This is a genomic window from Streptomyces sp. NPDC008163, from assembly GCF_042956885.1.
Taxonomy (GTDB): domain Bacteria; phylum Actinomycetota; class Actinomycetes; order Streptomycetales; family Streptomycetaceae; genus Streptomyces; species Streptomyces drozdowiczii_A.
In genome coordinates this window covers 206,877-224,520 of sequence record NZ_JBIBHG010000014.1, presented here as the reverse complement: position 1 = coordinate 224,520, position 17,644 = coordinate 206,877, and the positions used below count along the sequence as shown (strand labels likewise).

Annotated in this window: 9 protein-coding genes; 6 read left to right on the top strand and 3 right to left on the bottom strand. The window is 71.2% G+C overall.

Annotated features, from left to right (window positions below; genetic code table 11):
* Positions 1-341 precede the first annotated feature (341 nt).
* Complete coding sequence (locus ACFZAT_RS28405) at positions 342-5,345, top strand: NAD-glutamate dehydrogenase domain-containing protein (RefSeq protein WP_391268382.1); 5,004 nt, start codon at positions 342-344, stop codon at positions 5,343-5,345.
* A gap of 228 nt (positions 5,346-5,573) precedes the next feature.
* On the opposite strand, the gene ACFZAT_RS28400 is transcribed toward ACFZAT_RS28405, so the two are convergent.
* Together ACFZAT_RS28400 and ACFZAT_RS28395 are read right to left on the bottom strand one after the other, a co-directional pair.
* Positions 5,574-6,344: an ATP-binding cassette domain-containing protein gene (locus tag ACFZAT_RS28400; RefSeq protein WP_391268381.1), complete on the bottom strand. Its 771-nt coding sequence runs from the start codon at positions 6,342-6,344 to the stop codon at positions 5,574-5,576.
* Complete coding sequence (locus ACFZAT_RS28395; RefSeq protein ID WP_391268380.1) at positions 6,337-7,275, bottom strand: ABC transporter permease; 939 nt, start codon at positions 7,273-7,275, stop codon at positions 6,337-6,339. Before ACFZAT_RS28395 ends, ACFZAT_RS28400 begins: the two co-directional genes overlap by 8 nt.
* A gap of 157 nt (positions 7,276-7,432) precedes the next feature.
* On the opposite strand from ACFZAT_RS28395, the gene ACFZAT_RS28390 reads away from it, so the two are divergent.
* From ACFZAT_RS28390 to ACFZAT_RS28370, 5 genes are all read left to right on the top strand, one after another.
* The gene (locus tag ACFZAT_RS28390; protein WP_391268379.1) at positions 7,433-8,053 is read left to right on the top strand and encodes a TetR/AcrR family transcriptional regulator C-terminal ligand-binding domain-containing protein; all 621 of its coding nucleotides are present in this window, start codon (positions 7,433-7,435) and stop codon (positions 8,051-8,053) included.
* Positions 8,054-8,262: 209 nt separating this feature from the next.
* Positions 8,263-11,796, top strand: a complete 3,534-nt coding sequence (locus ACFZAT_RS28385; protein WP_391268378.1) for a CDP-glycerol glycerophosphotransferase family protein — start codon at positions 8,263-8,265, stop codon at positions 11,794-11,796.
* Between the two features lie 156 nt (positions 11,797-11,952).
* A complete protein-coding gene (locus ACFZAT_RS28380) occupies positions 11,953-13,170 on the top strand; it encodes a glycosyltransferase family 39 protein (RefSeq protein WP_391268410.1) in 1,218 nt (405 codons plus the stop codon).
* A gap of 41 nt (positions 13,171-13,211) precedes the next feature.
* Complete coding sequence (locus tag ACFZAT_RS28375) at positions 13,212-14,726, top strand: methyltransferase domain-containing protein (protein WP_391268377.1); 1,515 nt, start codon at positions 13,212-13,214, stop codon at positions 14,724-14,726.
* 70 nt (positions 14,727-14,796) lie between these two features.
* Positions 14,797-15,171, top strand: a complete 375-nt coding sequence (locus ACFZAT_RS28370) for an EamA family transporter (RefSeq protein ID WP_242441999.1) — start codon at positions 14,797-14,799, stop codon at positions 15,169-15,171.
* 65 nt (positions 15,172-15,236) lie between these two features.
* On the opposite strand, the gene ACFZAT_RS28365 is transcribed toward ACFZAT_RS28370, so the two are convergent.
* On the bottom strand, positions 15,237-17,393 hold the full coding sequence (locus ACFZAT_RS28365; RefSeq protein WP_391268376.1) for a CDP-glycerol glycerophosphotransferase family protein: 2,157 nt from the start codon (positions 17,391-17,393) through the stop codon (positions 15,237-15,239).
* Between the last annotated feature and the right edge of the window lie 251 nt (positions 17,394-17,644).

The following is a 17,644-nucleotide window of genomic DNA, read 5'->3' as shown; positions in this document are numbered from 1 at the left end:
ACGAGGCGTCCGCGCTGTCCAGAGTGTCAAATTTCGCGGCCTTCTTTTGTACACATCCGGATCGTGACGGTCACCGGTGCGGGCGAGATAGCCTGGTCCCGTGATCAGCGCGATATGCCTCGGGGGCAGCGAAGCCCCCGGCCCGCGCCCGGAGCGCCACCGTGCCCGGGCTGCCTCGGCTGATCCCTCCCGCCCGGACCGGCCGCTGGAAACGGCCGATACGGTCCCGGCGGTCTCTCATCGCGGCATAGCGTCGACCCCGACCGGAAACCCCGCGTCGTGGCGTTACGCCGACCTTTTCACCTACGTCACGCAACGGCGCGCGACAGGAGCCAGAGGACATGCAGACCAAGCTGGACGAAGCCAAGGCCGAGCTGCTCGCACGGGCCGCCAAGGTAGCTGACAACAGCCCGGGCGGTGGTGTCGGCGGGCCGGGCGGTGCCCCCCGGGTGCACGTCGCGGCCGCCGGGGCCGACGGCTCGGCGGCCGGGCAGGAGCGATCCCGCCACGACGTCCTGCTCTCCTACCTCCAGCGCTACTACCTGCACACCGCCCCCGAGGACATCGTGGGCCGGGACCCGATCGACGTCTTCGGTGCCGCCTCCTCCCATTACCGGCTGGCCGAGGAGCGCCCCCAGGGCAAGGCGAACGTCCGGGTGCACACCCCGACCGTCGAGGAGAACGGCTGGACGTGCAGCCACTCCGTGGTCGAGGTCGTCACCGACGACATGCCGTTCCTGGTCGACTCCGTCACCAACGAGCTCTCCCGCCAGGGCCGCGGCATCCACGTCGTCATCCACCCGCAGGTCGTCGTCCGCCGCGATGTCACCGGCAAGCTGGTCGAGGTCCTGACCGACGGCACCCGCCGGAACGGCGGCAAGGGCCCCAAGGACGCCAAGGACGGCTTGCCGCACGACGCCCTCGTGGAGTCCTGGATCCACGTCGAGATCGACCGGGAGACCGACCGCGAGGACCTCAAGCAGATCCAGGTCGACCTGCTGCGCGTCCTGTCCGACGTACGGGAGACCGTCGAGGACTGGGAGAAGATGCGGGGTGCGGCGCTCCGCATCGCCGACGACCTGCCCGGCGAACCGCTGGACGACCTCGCCGACGACGAGATCAACGAGGCCAGGGAGCTGCTGCGCTGGCTCGCCGCCGACCACTTCACGTTCCTCGGCTACCGCGAGTACGAGCTGCGGGACTCCGACTCGCTGGCCGCCGTCCCCGGCACCGGACTCGGCATCCTGCGCTCCGACCCGCACCACACCGAGGACGAGGCGCACCCCGTCAGCCCGTCCTTCGACCGGCTGCCCGCCGACGCCCGCGCCAAGGCCCGTGAGCACAAGCTCCTCGTCCTGACCAAGGCCAACAGCCGGGCGACCGTGCACCGCCCCAGCTACCTCGACTACGTCGGCGTGAAGAAGTTCGACGCCGACGGCAACGTCATCGGAGAGCGCCGCTTCCTCGGCCTCTTCTCGTCCGCCGCCTACACCGAGTCCGTGCGCCGGGTCCCCGTGATCCGCCGCAAGGTCGCCGAGGTGCTGGAGGGCGCCGGGTTCACGCCCAACAGCCACGACGGCCGCGACCTGCTCCAGATCCTGGAGACCTACCCCCGCGACGAGCTGTTCCAGACGCCCGTCGACCAGCTGCGCTCCGTCGTCACCTCGGTGCTCTACCTCCAGGAGCGGCGCCGGCTGCGCCTCTACCTGCGCCAGGACGAGTACGGCCGCTACTACTCCGCGATCGTCTACCTTCCGCGCGACCGCTACACCACCGGTGTGCGGCTGCGGCTGATCGACATCCTCAAGGAGGAACTGAACGGCACCAGCGTCGACTTCACGGCCTGGAACACCGAGTCGATCCTCTCCCGGCTGCACTTCGTCGTCCGCGTCGCGCCCGGCAGCGAGCTGCCCAGCCTCACCGACGCCGAGGCCGACCGCATCGAGGCCCGCCTGGTCGAGGCCGCCCGCTCCTGGGCCGACGGCTTCCAGGAGGCGCTGAACGCCGAGTGCGGCGAGGAGCGCGCCGCCGAACTCCTCCGCCAGTACGGGCACTCCTTCCCCGAGGGGTACAAGGCCGACCACTCGGCGCGCGCCGCCGTCGCCGACCTCGTCCACCTCGAAGCGCTCAAGGAGAACGAGCGGAGCTTCTCCCTCAGCCTGTACGAGCCCGTCGGCGCCGCCCCCGGTGAGCGCCGCTTCAAGATCTACCGCACAGGTGAGCAGGTCTCGCTGTCCGCCGTGCTGCCGGCCCTCCAGCGGCTCGGCGTCGAGGTCGTGGACGAGCGCCCGTACGAGCTGCGCTGCGCCGACCGTACGCACGCCTGGATCTACGACTTCGGGCTGCGGATGCCGCAGGCCACCGCCAACGGCGGCTACCTGGCCGACGGGGCGCGCGAGCGGTTCCAGGACGCCTTCGCCGCCGTGTGGACCGGCGAGGCGGAGAACGACGGCTTCAACGCGCTGGTGCTGAGCGCGGGGCTCGACTGGCGCCAGGCCATGGTGCTGCGCGCCTACGCGAAGTACCTGCGCCAGGCCGGTTCCACGTTCAGTCAGGACTACATGGAGTCCACCCTCCAGAACAACGTCCACACCACCCGGCTGCTCGTCTCGCTCTTCGAGGCCCGGATGTCGCCGGGCCGCCAGAGCGCGGGCACGGAGCTGACCGACGGGCTCCTCGAAGAGCTCGACGGGGCCCTCGACCAGGTCGCCTCGCTCGACGAGGACCGCATCCTGCGCTCCTTCCTCACTGTCATCAAGGCCACCCTGCGCACCAACTTCTTCCAGCACGCGGACGACGGCGAGCCGCACGCGTACGTCTCGATGAAGTTCGACCCGCAGTCCATCCCGGACCTGCCCGCGCCCCGCCCGGCGTTCGAGATCTGGGTCTACTCGCCCCGGGTGGAGGGCGTCCACCTGCGCTTCGGCAAGGTCGCCCGCGGCGGCCTGCGCTGGTCGGACCGGCGCGAGGACTTCCGTACGGAGATCCTGGGCCTGGTCAAGGCGCAGATGGTGAAGAACACCGTCATCGTGCCGGTGGGCGCGAAGGGCGGCTTCGTCGCCAAGCAGCTGCCCGACCCGTCCGACCGGGACGCCTGGATGGCCGAGGGCATCGCCGCGTACCGCACCTTCATCTCGGCGCTCCTCGACATCACCGACAACATGGTGGCCGGCGAGGTCGTCCCGCCCAAGGACGTCGTCCGGCACGACGAGGACGACACGTACCTGGTCGTCGCCGCCGACAAGGGCACCGCGAAGTTCTCCGACATCGCCAACGAGGTCGCCGTCGCGTACGGCTTCTGGCTCGGGGACGCGTTCGCCTCCGGCGGTTCGGCCGGTTACGACCACAAGGGCATGGGCATCACCGCCCGGGGCGCCTGGGAGTCCGTCAAGCGGCACTTCCGCGAACTCGGCCACGACACCCAGACCGAGGACTTCACGGTCGTCGGCGTCGGTGACATGTCCGGTGACGTCTTCGGCAACGGCATGCTGCTCTCCGAGCACATCCGGCTCGTCGCCGCGTTCGACCACCGGCACATCTTCATCGACCCGAATCCGGACGCCGCCACCTCCTACGCCGAGCGGCGCCGCCTCTTCGACCTGCCGCGCAGCTCCTGGGCGGACTACGACAAGGAGCTGATCTCCGCGGGCGGCGGCGTCCACCCGCGCAGCGCCAAGTCCATCCCGGTCAACGCCCATATGCGCGAGGCGCTGGGCATCGAGGCCGGGGTCAGCAAGATGACGCCCGCCGAGCTGATGCAGGCCGTCCTCCAGGCCCCCGTCGACCTCCTCTGGAACGGCGGCATCGGCACGTACATCAAGTCCACCGCCGAGTCGAACGCGGACGTCGGCGACAAGGGCAACGACGCGATCCGCGTCAACGGCGCGGACCTGCGCGCCAAGGTCGTCGGCGAGGGCGGCAACCTCGGGGCCACCCAACTCGGCCGCATCGAGTTCGCCCGGGACGGCGGCCGGATCAACACCGACGCGATCGACAACAGCGCCGGGGTCGACACCTCCGACCACGAGGTCAACATCAAGATCCTGCTCAACGGTCTGGTGCGGGACGGCGACATGACCGTCAAGCAGCGCAACAAGCTGCTCGCCGAGATGACCGACGAGATCGGGCACCTGGTGCTGCGCAACAACTACGCGCAGAACACGGCCCTGGCCAACTCGGTCGCCCAGGCGCCCTCTCTGCTCCACGCCCAGCAGCGCTTCATGCGGCGGCTCGGGCGCGACGGCTACCTCGACCGGGCGCTGGAGTTCCTGCCCAGCGACCGGCAGATCCGCGAGCTGCTGAACGCCGGCAAGGGGCTCACGCAGCCCGAGCTGGCCGTGCTGCTCGCCTACACGAAGATCACGGCGGCGCAGGAGCTGATCGGGACAAGCCTGCCGGACGACCCGCACCTGCAGGAGCTGCTGCACGCCTACTTCCCGGAGCAGCTGCGCTCGCGCTATCCCGAGGCGGTCGACGCGCATGCCCTGCGGCGCGAGATCATCACCACGGTTCTGGTCAACGACACCGTCAACAGCGGTGGTTCGACCTTCCTGCACCGATTCCGGGAGGAGACCGGCGCCTCCGTCGAGGAGATCGTGCGCGCGCAGTTCGCGGCCCGCGAGATCTTCGGGCTCAGCTCGGTCTGGGACGCGGTGGAAGCCCTCGACAACGAGGTCGCCGCCGATGTCCAGACCCGCATCCGGCTCCACTCGCGGCGGCTCGTCGAGCGCGGCTCGCGCTGGCTGCTGGGCAACCGGCCGCAGCCGCTGGCGATCTCCGAGACGGTCGACTTCTTCCGTGACGGGGTCGAGCAGGTCTGGGCGGCGCTGCCGAAGATGCTGAAGGGCGCCGACCAGGAGTGGTACCAGGGCATCCTTGACGAGCTGACCGAGGCGGGCGTCCCGGACGAGCTGGCGCAGCGCGTCGCCGGCTTCTCCTCGGTCTTCCCCGCGCTCGACGTCGTGGCGATCGCCGACCGTACGGGCAAGGAGCCGCTGGCCGTCGCCGAGGTGTACTACGACCTCGCGGACCGGCTGGGGATCACGCAGCTGATGGACCGGATCATCGAGCTGCCGCGGGCGGACCGGTGGCAGTCGATGGCGCGGGCGTCGATCCGCGAGGACCTGTACGCGGCGCATGCGGCGCTGACGGCCGATGTGCTGAGTGCGGGCAACGGGGCGTCGTCGCCGCAGGAGCGGTTCGAGGCGTGGGAGGAGAAGAACGCGGCGATTCTGGCTCGGTCGCGGTCGACGCTGGAGGAGATCCAGGGGTCGGACGCGTTCGATCTGGCGAACCTGTCGGTGGCTATGCGGACGATGCGGACGTTGCTTCGTACGCACGTCTAGGCTGCGCCGCGGGTGGGGTGGGCGGCTGCGGGTCCGTGGCCGCCCACCCCTTTGTCCTCAATCGCCGGGCGGGCTCAAAAGATGCCCTGAATCGCCGGGCGGGCTCAAAGATGCCCTCAATCGCCGGGCGGGCTGGATGTGGCCGGACAGGCTGGGGAAGTGCGGCAGGTCTCATGTCGCCGGGCGGGCTCCATGGAGCCCGCCCGGCGATTCAGGGCATCTCTTTGCCTACCGCTTCCCCGTGAAGCGTTCGTACTCCGCCATTACTTCCTTCGCCGGGCCGTCCATGCGGAGGGTTCCCGACTCCAGCCACAGGGCTCGGTCGCAGGTTTCGGTGATGGACTTGTTGTGGTGGCTCACCAGGAAGACCGTGCCGGCCTGTTCGCGCAGTTCTCGGATTCTGGTCTTGCTGCGTTGCTGGAAGCGGGCGTCGCCCGTGGAGAGGGCCTCGTCGATCAACAGGACGTCGTGGTCCTTCGCGGCGGCGATCGAGAAGCGGAGGCGGGCGCCCATGCCGGAGGAGTACGTGCGCATCGGCAGGGTGATGAAGTCGCCCTTCTCGTTGATGCCGGAGAAGTCCACGATCCCGTCGTAGCGCTCGCGGATCTCCGCGCGCGTCATGCCCATCGCGAGGCCGCCGAGCACCACGTTGCGCTCGCCGGTCAGGTCGCCCATCAGCGCGGCGTTGACGCCGAGCAGCGAGGGCTGGCCGTGGGTGTGGACGCGGCCCTTCGACGCGGGCAGCAGGCCCGCGATGGCCTTCAGCAGCGTGGACTTGCCCGAGCCGTTGGAGCCGATCAGCCCGATCGCCTCCCCCTTGTACGCGGCGAAGCTGACGCCCCTGACGGCGTGCACCTCGCGCACCCCCGGAGCCTGCCGCCGCGAGGCGATCCGGCTCAGCGCCGAGGTGGCGCTGCCGCGCCCGGTGCGGGCGCCGTTGACCTTGTACGTGATGTGGACGTCGTCCACGACGACCGTCGGGATCAGGGGATCAGCCACGTCCGTAACTCTCCTCGGCCTTCCAGAAGTAGACGAAGCCGCCCGCGCCGCACACCAGGGCCCAGCCGGCCGCGACCGCCCAGACGTGCGGGGGCAGCTGGTTCGCGCCGAAGCTGTCGATGAGCGCGAAGCGCACCAGATCGATGAAGACGGCCGCCGGGTTCAGTTCGAGCGCCAGCTTCACCCAGTCCGGCACCCGGTCGCCGCGCAGCATCGTGTCCATGCTCCACATCACGCCCGAGGCGTACATCCAGGTGCGCAGCACGAACGGGGTGAGCTGGGCGATGTCCGGGGTGCGCGCGGCCAGGCGGGCCATGACCATCGAGATGCCGGTGTTGAACACGGCCTGCAGGGCCAGCGCGGGGACCGCGAGCAGCCAGGCCGGCCGCGGATACTGCCCGAAGGCGAACAGGATCAGGACCAGCGCGCCCAGCGAGAACAGCAGCTGCTGGAGCTGTTGCAGGGCGAGCGCGATCGGCAGCGAGGCGCGCGGGAAGTGCAGCGCCCTTACGAGGCCGATGTTGCCGCTGATCGCCCGCGTGCCGGCGGTGATCGAGGAGCTGGTGAAGGTCCAGATGAAGACGCCCGTGACCAGGAACGGCACGAAGTCGGGCACGCCGTGCTTCGTCTTCATCAGGATGCCGAAGATGAAGTAGTAGACCGTCGCGTTGAGCAGCGGGGTCATGATCTGCCAGATCTGGCCGAGCTTCGCCTGGCTGTACTGGGCGGTGAGTTTGGCCGTGGCGAAGGCCGTGATGAAGTGGCGCCGGCCCCACAGCTGCCGTACGTACGCGGGCAGCGAGGGCCGCGCCCCGCTCACGGTCAGCCCGTGCCGCGCGGCCAGCGCGGCGAGCTCGCCGGAGCCGTACACGGGCGGGGAGGGGGGCGGCGGGCTGTCCACCGGGGCCGGGGCTGTTGTCTGGCTCACCACGATCGCTTTCGACGGGAGGCGGGCAGGCGGGGGCACGGCGTGCGGGCGGGGAAGACGCGCCCGGCGACGGGACGGGACCGTATCGTCGCAACGTCGAGGGTAGGACGTGCCGACGTCGGAACGCAACCGTTTCGTCGTCGCGGACTATGATTCGGCCATGACCACCGACCCCGGAAGCCGCCGCCGAGCCCCGGCGGGAGCCGCCGTCCTGCGTGAGGACGTGACCGACGCCATCCGCAGCGCGGTGTTCGCGGAGCTCGCCGCGGTCGGGTTCGCCCGGATGTCCATCGAGGGCATCGCCCGCCGGGCCGGTGTCGGCAAGACCGCCGTCTATCGGCGCTGGAAGTCCAAGCTGCACCTGGTCCTGGACCTGGTCTCTGCCGTCGCCGCGCAGGGCATGCCCGCCCCCGCCACCGGCTCCCTGTACGGGGACGTGCGCGCCGTGCTCGAACTGGCCGCGTACGCCCTGCGCCACCCGCTGGCCTCCCAGGTCATCCCGGACCTGCTGGTCGAGGCGGCCAGGAACCCGGAGATCTCCGACGCCATCAAGGCCGCCCTGCTCGACCCGCAGCAGGGCGTCGCCGCCGTGGTCGTCCGGGACGCCGTCGCACGCGGCGAGCTGCCGCCCGGCAGCGACCCCGACCGCGCCCTCGACCTGATCGTCGGCCCGCTCTACTGGCGACTCGCGGTGGTCCGGGGCGAACTGCCCCCGGAGTATCTGGACGACCTCGCGGCCTCCGCCGTGGCGGCGCTCACACACGGCGCGGACCCCGCCTGACGGCGGCCGGCGGGGGTGTGCCAGCGTGCTTGTAGGGGTCACCCTTCGATCGGTTAATCTGGTGGGCGGGCCGCCCACCGGGCCTTCCGGAGCATGTGCACGGGGCGAGCACGGTGCAGGCGCAGTCACTCGTTCGGGACCGTAACCGGTGACCCCCGACCGCCCCTGCGGTTGAGCCCTACGGATAGCCAGGCCCTTGATGAACGGACGTGCTCAACATGCCGCCACGGCTCAGTGTCGTTGTCCCCGTCTACAACGTGGAACTCTTCCTGACGGACTGTCTGAAGTCCCTCGCGGAGCAGACCATGACCGACCTCGAGGTGGTGATGGTCGACGACGGGTCCACCGACGGCAGCGCCGCGCTGGCCGCCGAGTTCGCCGCGAGCGACGACCGCTTCAAGCTGGTCAGGCAGAAGAACGGCGGACTGGGGCACGCCCGTAACACCGGCTTCCGCAACGCCCACCCGGAGAGCCGCTACCTGGCCTTCTGCGACAGCGACGACATCATCCCGCCGAACGCCTACGAGCTGCTGGTCGAATCGCTGGAGGAGACCGGCTCGGACCTGGCGTCCGGCAACGTCCTGCGGCTGCGCGCCGGCGGCAAGCTGGTGCAGTCGCCGATGTTCCGCAAGCCCATGGCCACCACGCGCAAGCGCACCCACGTCTCGCGCGACCTGGACCTCCTCGGCGACCGCATCGCCTGCAACAAGGTCTTCCGCCGCTCCTTCTGGGACAAGCACGAGTTCGCCTTCCCGGTCGGCGCGCTGTACGAGGACATCCCCGTCGTGCTGCCCGCCCACTTCCTGGCCGGCTCCGTCGACATCGTCAAGGACCCCGTCTACTACTGGCGCGACCGCCCCGGCTCCATCACCACCAGCCGGGCCGTCGTCCGCGGCATCCACGACCGCGTCGCCCACGTCCAGGGCGTCTCCGAGTTCCTGGCGGAGAAGCGCACCCCCGCCGACAAGAACCACTACGAGGCCCACGCGCTGGCCAACGACCTCTGGTACTTCATGGAGGTCCTGCCGGACGGTGACCAGGAGTACCGGGACGCGTTCCTCACGTACACCAACAAGTTCATCGACCAGGTCGACCCCGCGGTGCTCGACGGGCTGCCGCTGCGCCTGCGCGTGATGTGGTACCTGGTGCGCGAGCACCGCATGGAGGAGCTGCTGGCGCTGCTCCTCCAGGAGAAGCGGGAGCCCGGCGCGTTCGAGGTCAGCGGGATGCGCAAGCGCGTGGCCCACTACCCCGTGCTCACCCGGCCCGTGCCCGCGCCCGTGGCGCGTGTCGCCGACCGCGACCTGCCGCTCGCCGCCCGGCTGCGCGACGCCCAGTGGCGCGACGGCAAGCTGCACCTCAGCGGCTACGCGTACATCCGCAACCTGCCGGTCACCTCCGGGGCCAGTGAGTTCCGGATCGGCTGGCTGCGCGCCGGGCGGCGCCACGTCGTCCCGCTCCGGCTGCGCCGCACCGACGAGCCCGAGGCCACCGCCCGCTCCCGGCAGAGCCTGCACGACTACCACCGTGCCGGCTTCGAGACCTCCGTCGACGCCTCCAAGCTCCGCATCCAGGCGGACAACGGCCCCAAGCAGCTCACCTTCCAGTTCCAGGTGGGCATCGCCCGCGGCGGCCTGCTGCGGCGCGCCTTCCCCTCGGTCCGCGAGGCGTCCGTCGCGCCCCCCGTCCACCGCCCCGACGGCGACCACCGCATCGTCCCCGCCTTCGAGGGCGACAAGCTGGTGCTGCACTCCGAGCGCGTCGACGCCCGCTTCGAGACCCACGGCCCCGGCGAGCGGCCCGGCACCGTCAAGGTGACCGGCGTGGTCCGGGCCCGCCTGGTCAAGGACGAGCTGACCCTGGTCCTGACGCACGGCGCCACCAAGACCACCGTCGAGGTCCCCGTCACCGTGGGCTCCGGCGCGGGTGCCGGCTGGAACCGCTTCACCGCCGAGCTGCCGATCGCCTCGGTCGAGGAGAACCGCCCCGCCGGCGAGGACGCCCCGAAGACCGTCTCGTACAGCGTCCACCTGGTCGGCAAGGGCCTGAAGGCGTCGCTCGACGCGCCCGGCTCGGTCCACCCCGGCCGCTACCCGCTGGCCGACGGGCCGGACGGCGTCCGCCGCGAGCTGGCCCTCACCGTCAGCGCGCGCGGCAACGTGGTGATCGGCGACCGCCCCGTGCAGCCCGCCGTCGAGCTGGCCAGCTGGACGGACGACGGCCGGCTGTTCCTGGAGGGCACCTTCCCCGAGGACCCGGCCCACCCGGTCGAGCTGGTCGTGCAGAACAGCGCCCACCGCGAGGAGCAGATCTTCCCGGTCGACTTCACCGGACCCGAGGGCGCCCGCCGCTTCCGCGCCGAGCTGCGGCCGGACGCCGTGGAGGGGCCGGGCGGCGCAGTGCCGCTCGGCGAGGGCAACTGGTACTTCTTCTTCCGGGACAAGGGCGCCGCCGACGAGAGCGGCGACCGCGCACTGCGGATCCCCGCCTCCGCGTTCCACACCCTGCCCGCCACCCGCCGGCTCGACGGCCGCGACTACACCCTGGAGCGCCGCTTCGGCGACCAGCTCCTCGTCGTCTCCGGCTCCGTGCTCACCGCCGCCGAGCGCGGCCCGCGCGCCAAGAGGCTGCTGAGCGAGGCGTACGCGGCACAGCGCTCCGAGCCGCTGCGCGCCGCCGCGCTCTACAGCACCTTCGACGGCCGCCAGTACTCGGACTCGCCGCGCGCCGTCTACGAGGAGCTGGTGCGCCGGGGCACCGAGGTGGAGCACATCTGGGTCGTCCGCGACCAGCAGGCGATCGTCCCCGAGGGCACCACCGCCGTCGAGCACGGCTCGGCCGCCTGGCACGAGGCGCTGGCCCGCAGCCGCTACGTCATCACCAACACGCAGCTGCCCGAGTGGTTCGTGCGCCGCGAGGACCAGACGGTGGTCCAGACCTGGCACGGCACCCCGCTCAAGCGCATCGGCCTCGAACTCGCGGGCACCGCCCAGGCGAACGCCGGGTACATCGCGACCCTCGCCGAGCGGGCCAAGCAGTGGAACTTCCTGGTCTCGCCGAACACGTTCTCCACGCCGGTCCTGCGCCGCTCGTTCGGCTTCGAGGGCGAGGTGCTGGAGTGCGGCTACCCGCGCAACGACATCTTCCACGCCCCGGACCGCGCCAAGGTCGCCATGGCGGTACGCGAGAAGCTGGGCATCCCGGCCGGCAAGCGCGTCGTCCTGTACGCACCGACGTGGCGCGAGGACCAGCGCCTCGGCGGCGGGCGCTACTCGCTCGGCCTCCAGCTCGACCTGGCCGCCGCCGAACGCGAACTCGGCGAGGACACCGTGCTCCTGGTGCGTCGTCACTACATGGTCACCGACCGGCTCCCGGACAGCGGTACGGGCTTCGTCAAGGACGTCTCGCGCTACCCGGACGTCGGCGAACTCATGCTCATCAGCGACGCCCTGGTCACCGACTACTCCTCGCTGATGTTCGACTTCGCCCAGACCGGGCGGCCGATGCTCTTCCACACGTACGACCTGGAGCACTACCGCGACACGCTGCGCGGCTTCAGCTTCGACTTCGAGAAGCGGGCGCCCGGGCCCCTGATCCCGGGCTCCGACGACCTGATCGCCGCGCTGAAGGACCCGGAGCAGGCCATCGCCGGACACGCCAAGGCGTACGAGCAGTTCCGGCACGACTTCTGCGACCTGGACGACGGCCGGGCCACCGCCCGCGTGGTCGACCGCATGCTGTAACCGCCCCTGATGGAGCCACGACGCCCGGCCGGTCCGCACCGGCCGGGCATCGGCGTTCCCGGGGCCGGGCATCACCCACGGTTTACGCCACGGTGACGATTCGCTGCGTCGCATAGCGTCGCCGCCTTGCTACGTTCTGCTTTCATGGGTATCCGAATGTGGGGCGAAACGGACGTGCGACGGGCCAGGGCCGCCGTGCTCGTCGCGGCGACCGCGGGCCTCCTCACCCGCATGATCATCGCGGCCAACTCGCCCGGCCCCGCCGACGTGCGGATCTTCGCGGGGTTCGCGAAGGCCATCACCGGGTACGGCCCCGTCCGCGTCTACGCGCACCCGCTGCCCGGGCTCCCCGTCTACAACCACCCGCCACTGGCCGGATGGATGCTGCTGGGCCTCGACCGCCTCACCGAACTCGGCTTCTCCTTCGCCACGCTGATCCGCGTCCCCGCGTCGGCCGCCGACTTCGCCTGCGCGGTCCTCGTGTTCGAGATCGTCCGCCGCCGGGCCGCCGTACGCACGGCGATGCTCTGCGGGATCGGGGTCGCCGTCAGTCCGGTGCTCATCGCGACCTCCGGTTACCACGGCAACACCGACGCCGTCGCCGTCGCCTTCGCGCTGGCCGCCGCCCACCTCCTGGCCGACCGGAAGGCACCCCTCGCGGCGGGCGTCGCGGCGGCGCTGTCCATCAGCGTCAAGTTCATCCCGGTCGTGGTGATCCCGGCCCTCTTCGTGGCCGCGCTGCGCGGCGGGCGGCCGGTCCTGGTCCGCTTCGCCGCCGGGTTCGCCGGGGTCACCGCGCTCGTGTGGGGCCCTGTGCTGCTGACCGTGCCCATGGACCTGGTGCACAACGTCCTGGAGTACGCGGGCGGCAGCTACCGGCTGTGGGGGCTCGTGCGGTTCGCGGACGTCCTCGGCCTGCCCGATCCGGTCATCGCGTTCATGCAGGGCGGCGGCCACTTCCTCTTCGTGCTGGTCTGCGTGGCCGCGGGCGTCGGGCTCGCCTGGCTGCGGCCCGCCGAGGCGCCCGGCGTCGTCGCCGTCACGCTGGGCCTGCTGCTGCTCCTGTCCACCGCGTCCGGACTGCAGTACCTGACCTGGGCCGCCGCCGGGATGTTCGTGCTCGGCCCGGCCGAAGGGTTCGCGTACAGCGCGGTCGTCGGCCTGGTCGCCGTCCTCGGCTACAGCGGGCGGTCCGCCGTGCGCTGGAGCGAGCCCGTGCTCTACCTGGGCGCGGCCGGCTGGTTCGTGCTGGCGGCGGGCCTGCTCACCGGCGCCCGCCGCATCCTCGCCGCGCCCCCGGACACCACACCCGCCGAGCGGGCGCCGATCTCCGCACCCCGTACGGAATTCCGCTCCTGCTCCACCGTCGACTGATCCCGCACACCCCGACCCCGACCGCAACTGGAGAACGCCCCGTGAAGGAAAGCCCGAGCCCCAGGATCGGCATCCTGGTGGTCGCGTACAACGCGGAGACAACCCTGGAGAAGACCCTCGACCGGATTCCGGAGGACTTCCGGTCGCGGATCGACGAGATCCTCATCCTCGACGACGCGAGTCACGACGCCACCTTCACGGCCGGCTGCCGCTGGTCGCAGGCCGAGGGCATGCCCCGTACCGTCGTGATGCGGCACACCAAGAACCTCGGCTACGGCGGCAACCAGAAGGCCGGATACGCGCTGGCCGCCGAGCACGGACTCGACATCATCGTGCTGCTGCACGGCGACGGGCAGTACGCCCCCGAACTGCTTCCCGAGATGGTCGCGCCCATCGAACGCGGCGAGTGCGAAGCCGTGTTCGGGTCCCGGATGATGACGTCCGGCAGCGCGCTCAAGGGCGGCATGCCGGTGTACAAGTGGCTCGGCAACCGCATCCTCACCCGGCTGGAGAACGGCCTCCTGGGCTCGGACCTGACCGAATTCCACTCCGGCTACCGCGCGTACAGCGTCGCCGCCCTCAAGCAGCTGCCGGTCGACCGGAACACCGACGCCTTCGACTTCGACACCCAGATCATCGTGCAGCTGCTGAACGCGGGCATGCGGATCAAGGAGATCCCCGTCCCCACCTACTACGGCGACGAGATCTGCTACGTCAACGGCATGAAGTACGCCAAGGACGTCGTCAAGGACGTCCTCGAATACCGGCTGGCCGTCAAGGGGTTCGGAACCTGCCGGTGGATCCCCAAGCCCGTCGAGTACGCCTTCAAGGAGGGCGACGGCTCCTCGCACGCGGTCATCCTGGAGAAGATGCGCGCGCTGCCCCCCGGCCGCGTCCTGGACCTCGGCTGCTCCGGCGGACTGTTCGCCGAGCGGCTGGAGTCCCTCGGCCACGAGGTGACCGGCGTCGACTACGTGGAGGTGCCCGGCGTCCGCGACCGGTGCAGCCACTTCCACCTCGCCAACCTGGAGGAGGGGCTGCCCGCCGAGGCCGGGACCGGCTTCGACTACGTGGTCGCCGGTGACGTCATCGAGCACCTGTCCCGCCCCGAACGCGTCCTCGCCGAGGCGGCCGGCGTGCTGCGCCCCGGCGGCCGGCTGCTGCTGTCCGTTCCCAACTTCAGCCACTGGTACTCCCGGCTGCGGGTCGCCGTCGGCGCCTTCGACTACGACCGCCGGGGCATCCTCGACGAAACGCATCTGCGCTTCTTCACCCGGGCCAGCCTGCGCCGCACCGTGCGCGCCGCCGGCTACGACGTCCTCGAACTCTCCTCCACCGGAGCGCCGTTCTGGTCGCTGCTCGGCAGGGGACCGCTCGCCGCCGTGCTCGGCGGGGCGTCGAGGCTGCTGACCCGGGTCCGGCCGACGCTGTTCGGCTATCAGCACGTCGCCCTGCTCACCCCGCACGCGGCCGAGACGATCATCGCTGGAGAGCACGTCGATGTACAGGACATCCTCAACCGACAGTACGTCCCCGCCGACCGGGTCGGTGTCTGAGGCGCCCCGCCCCGGAACCGCGCCCGCCCGGGCGCCCGAACCCCCCGCCCCCGCAGTCAGGAGCAAGTCCTTGACCCTCCCCAGTGTGCTGCTGCTCCTGTTCGCCGTGTTCTCCTCGGCGGGCGGCCAGATCATGCTCAAGCACGGGATGAAGGGCGCCGCGGCCGCCGCCGGGCGCGACGGCGGTTCCGTCGCCCTGCGTGCCGCGGGCAGCCCCTGGGTCGTGTTCGGGCTGCTGGTCTTCGCGGTGTCCGCGCTCGCCTGGATGACGACGCTGGCGAAGGTGCCGCTCTCCGTCGCGTACCCCTTCAACGCGCTCGGCTACCTGCTGATCGTGCTGGCCGGGGCGACCGTGCTGCACGAGCGGACCTCGCTGTGGACCTGGGGCGGCTCGCTGCTCGTCGTGGTCGGCCTGATCACGGTCATGGCCGGTCAGCAACGCTAGCCGCGGTACGCCGAGGGGCCCGCCGCCGGAACGTTCCGGTGACGGGCCCCTCGGCGTCGTACGGTCTAGGACTCCTCGCCGAGCAGCACGCGGCGCACCACGCGCTCGGCGGCGCGGCCGTCGTCGTACGGGCAGAAGCGCTCCTTGAACGCCTTGAGCAGCGCCTCGTTCTCCGGGCTGTTCCAGCTGCCGTCGGTGAAGATCGCCGCCAGCTCGTCCGTGTCCGTGGCCACGGCGCCCGGCGTCTCGCCCGGCTGCCCGGACAGCAGGTCGAAGACGACACCGCGGACCGTGCGGTACGTCTCCCAGTCCGGGGCGAGGATCACGATCGGGCGGTTCAGGTGGGCGTAGTCGAACATCACCGAGGAGTAGTCGGTGACCAGCGCGTCCGCCGCCAGGCACAGGTCCTCGACGCGCGGGTACGTGGAGACGTCGATGACCGACGCGTTCTCCGGGAGGCCCGAGCCGCCGTAGAAGTAGTGGGCGCGCATGAGGACCACGGTGTCCGGGCCGACGGCCGCGCAGAACCGGTCCAGGTCCAGGCGGTTGGTGAAGCCCGCCTCGTAGTCGCGGTGCGTCGGCGCGTAGAGCACGGCGCGCTGGCCGGGGCGGATGCCCAGGTCCTCGCGGATCTTGGCGATCTGCTCCTCGGTGGCCGTCGCGAAGACATCGTTGCGCGGGTAGCCGGTCTCCAGCGGGCGGGCCGCGCTCGGGTAGGCGCGGGACCAGACCTCGGTGGAGTGCGGGTTGGCGGAGACGCTCCAGTCCCAGCGGTCCACGCGCTTCAGCAGCCGGTCGAAGTTGAGCCCCTGGGCGGCGGCCGGGTAGTTCTGCTGGTCCATGCCCATGATCTTCAGCGGGGTGCCGTGGTGCGTCATGACATGGATCTGGCCGGGGCGCTTGACCAGGTGGTCCGGGAAGTTGACGTTGTTGAAGAAGTACGTGGCACGGGCCAGCACCGACCAGTAGCGGCGGGTCCCGGGCACCACGTAGTCGACGCCCTTGGGCACCGAGTCCACGTTCTTCTTCGACACCACCCAGACACCGTGGACGTCGGGCGCCAGCTCCTTCGCCTTGCGGTAGATCGCCTCGGGGTTGCAGCTCACCCCGCGGTTCCAGTAGGCGGCGTACACGGCCAGCTTCGGGTCCAGCGGCAGCTTGCGCTGCGCCTTGTAGTACCGCTTGGTGAACTGCTTCTTCGCCTTGGCGCGGGCCGTGGTGGGCGCGGCGCGCAGGCTGCGGCGGGTGGCGAGGGCGGTGTCCAGGGCGCCGAGCGCGGTGTACTTGCCGCCGCCCATCAGCTGCGGGCGCAGCCCCTTGGTGCCGCCGGGGAACTTGAAGCCCTCCGGGCGGTGCGCGCTGTGGAACGCGCCGACCGCGCCCACGTACTGCCGGCGGCGCTTGGTCACCGTCGGGTACGCGGTCAGCAGCTCCTGCACGGCGCGGTCGAAGAGGAGGCCGCGCACGGGCTTCAGGGCCGGGCGCGCCTCCACGAAGGTCAGCAGCGCGTCGTAGGCCTCGACCAGCTCCAGCGGGGTCGAGCCCGTGCGGGGCTCCACGTCGTCCACGAGGCCGGGCAGATAGCGCTGCTGGCGGTGCTCGACGCAGGCGGTGCCCAGTGTGGCCACCGAGGCCGCGACGGCGACGGTCGCCAGCGCGTACATCCGCTCGCCGTGCGGGCCCGGGCCGAAGGTCACGGTCTCGCGCTCCAGGACCGCGCGGCGGACCGCCCGGTTCCAGGAGACCGGGGCGATGTCCAGGAGGTCCGGGCGGGTCGCCAGGGTGAACGGGCCCTCGGGCATGCCGTCCAGCTTCTGCAGGGACCGGGTCGAGCGGACCTTGCCGCGGAAGGGGCGCTTCTGGTGGCCGAAGAGCAGCACGTCCGGGTCGCCGGTGGCGTCCAGCCGGTCCGCGACGGCCTGGAGCGCCTCGGGCAGGAGGACGTAGTAGCCCTCCAGGAAGAGGACGTACTCCCCGGCGGCCTCCTCGATCCCGGCGTTCCGGCGGCCGTGCGCCCCGGCGCCCGGCTCCAGGTGCACGGCCCGGACGCGGCTGTCGCGCGCGGCGAACTCGTCCAGGACCACGCCCGAGCCGTCCGGTGCGCCGTCGTCCACCCCGATGACCTCGATGTCCGTGAACGACTGGGTGAGCACCGACTCCAGGCACTCGCGCAGACTGCCTCGGGCGCGACGGACGGGGATGATGACACTCAGCCGGGGCATACGGACTCTTTCTCGGACTGTGCGTACTGGGAGAGCACACAGCGTACTGGGACGGGCTCCGCAGGACGGGTCAGGGGGCGGGCAGGCGTACGAAGGCCGAAGAGACGGGCGCGTCGGGCCCGTGAGCGGTCGACCGCGCGGCTGATGTAGGCCCCACTTATCATACTACCCAGGACAGTAAGTGAACCTTGGGCGATTCGGGGCGTGCGGGCCCATGGCGGGCGCCCGCGAGGCCCGCGACCAGGGGCTGC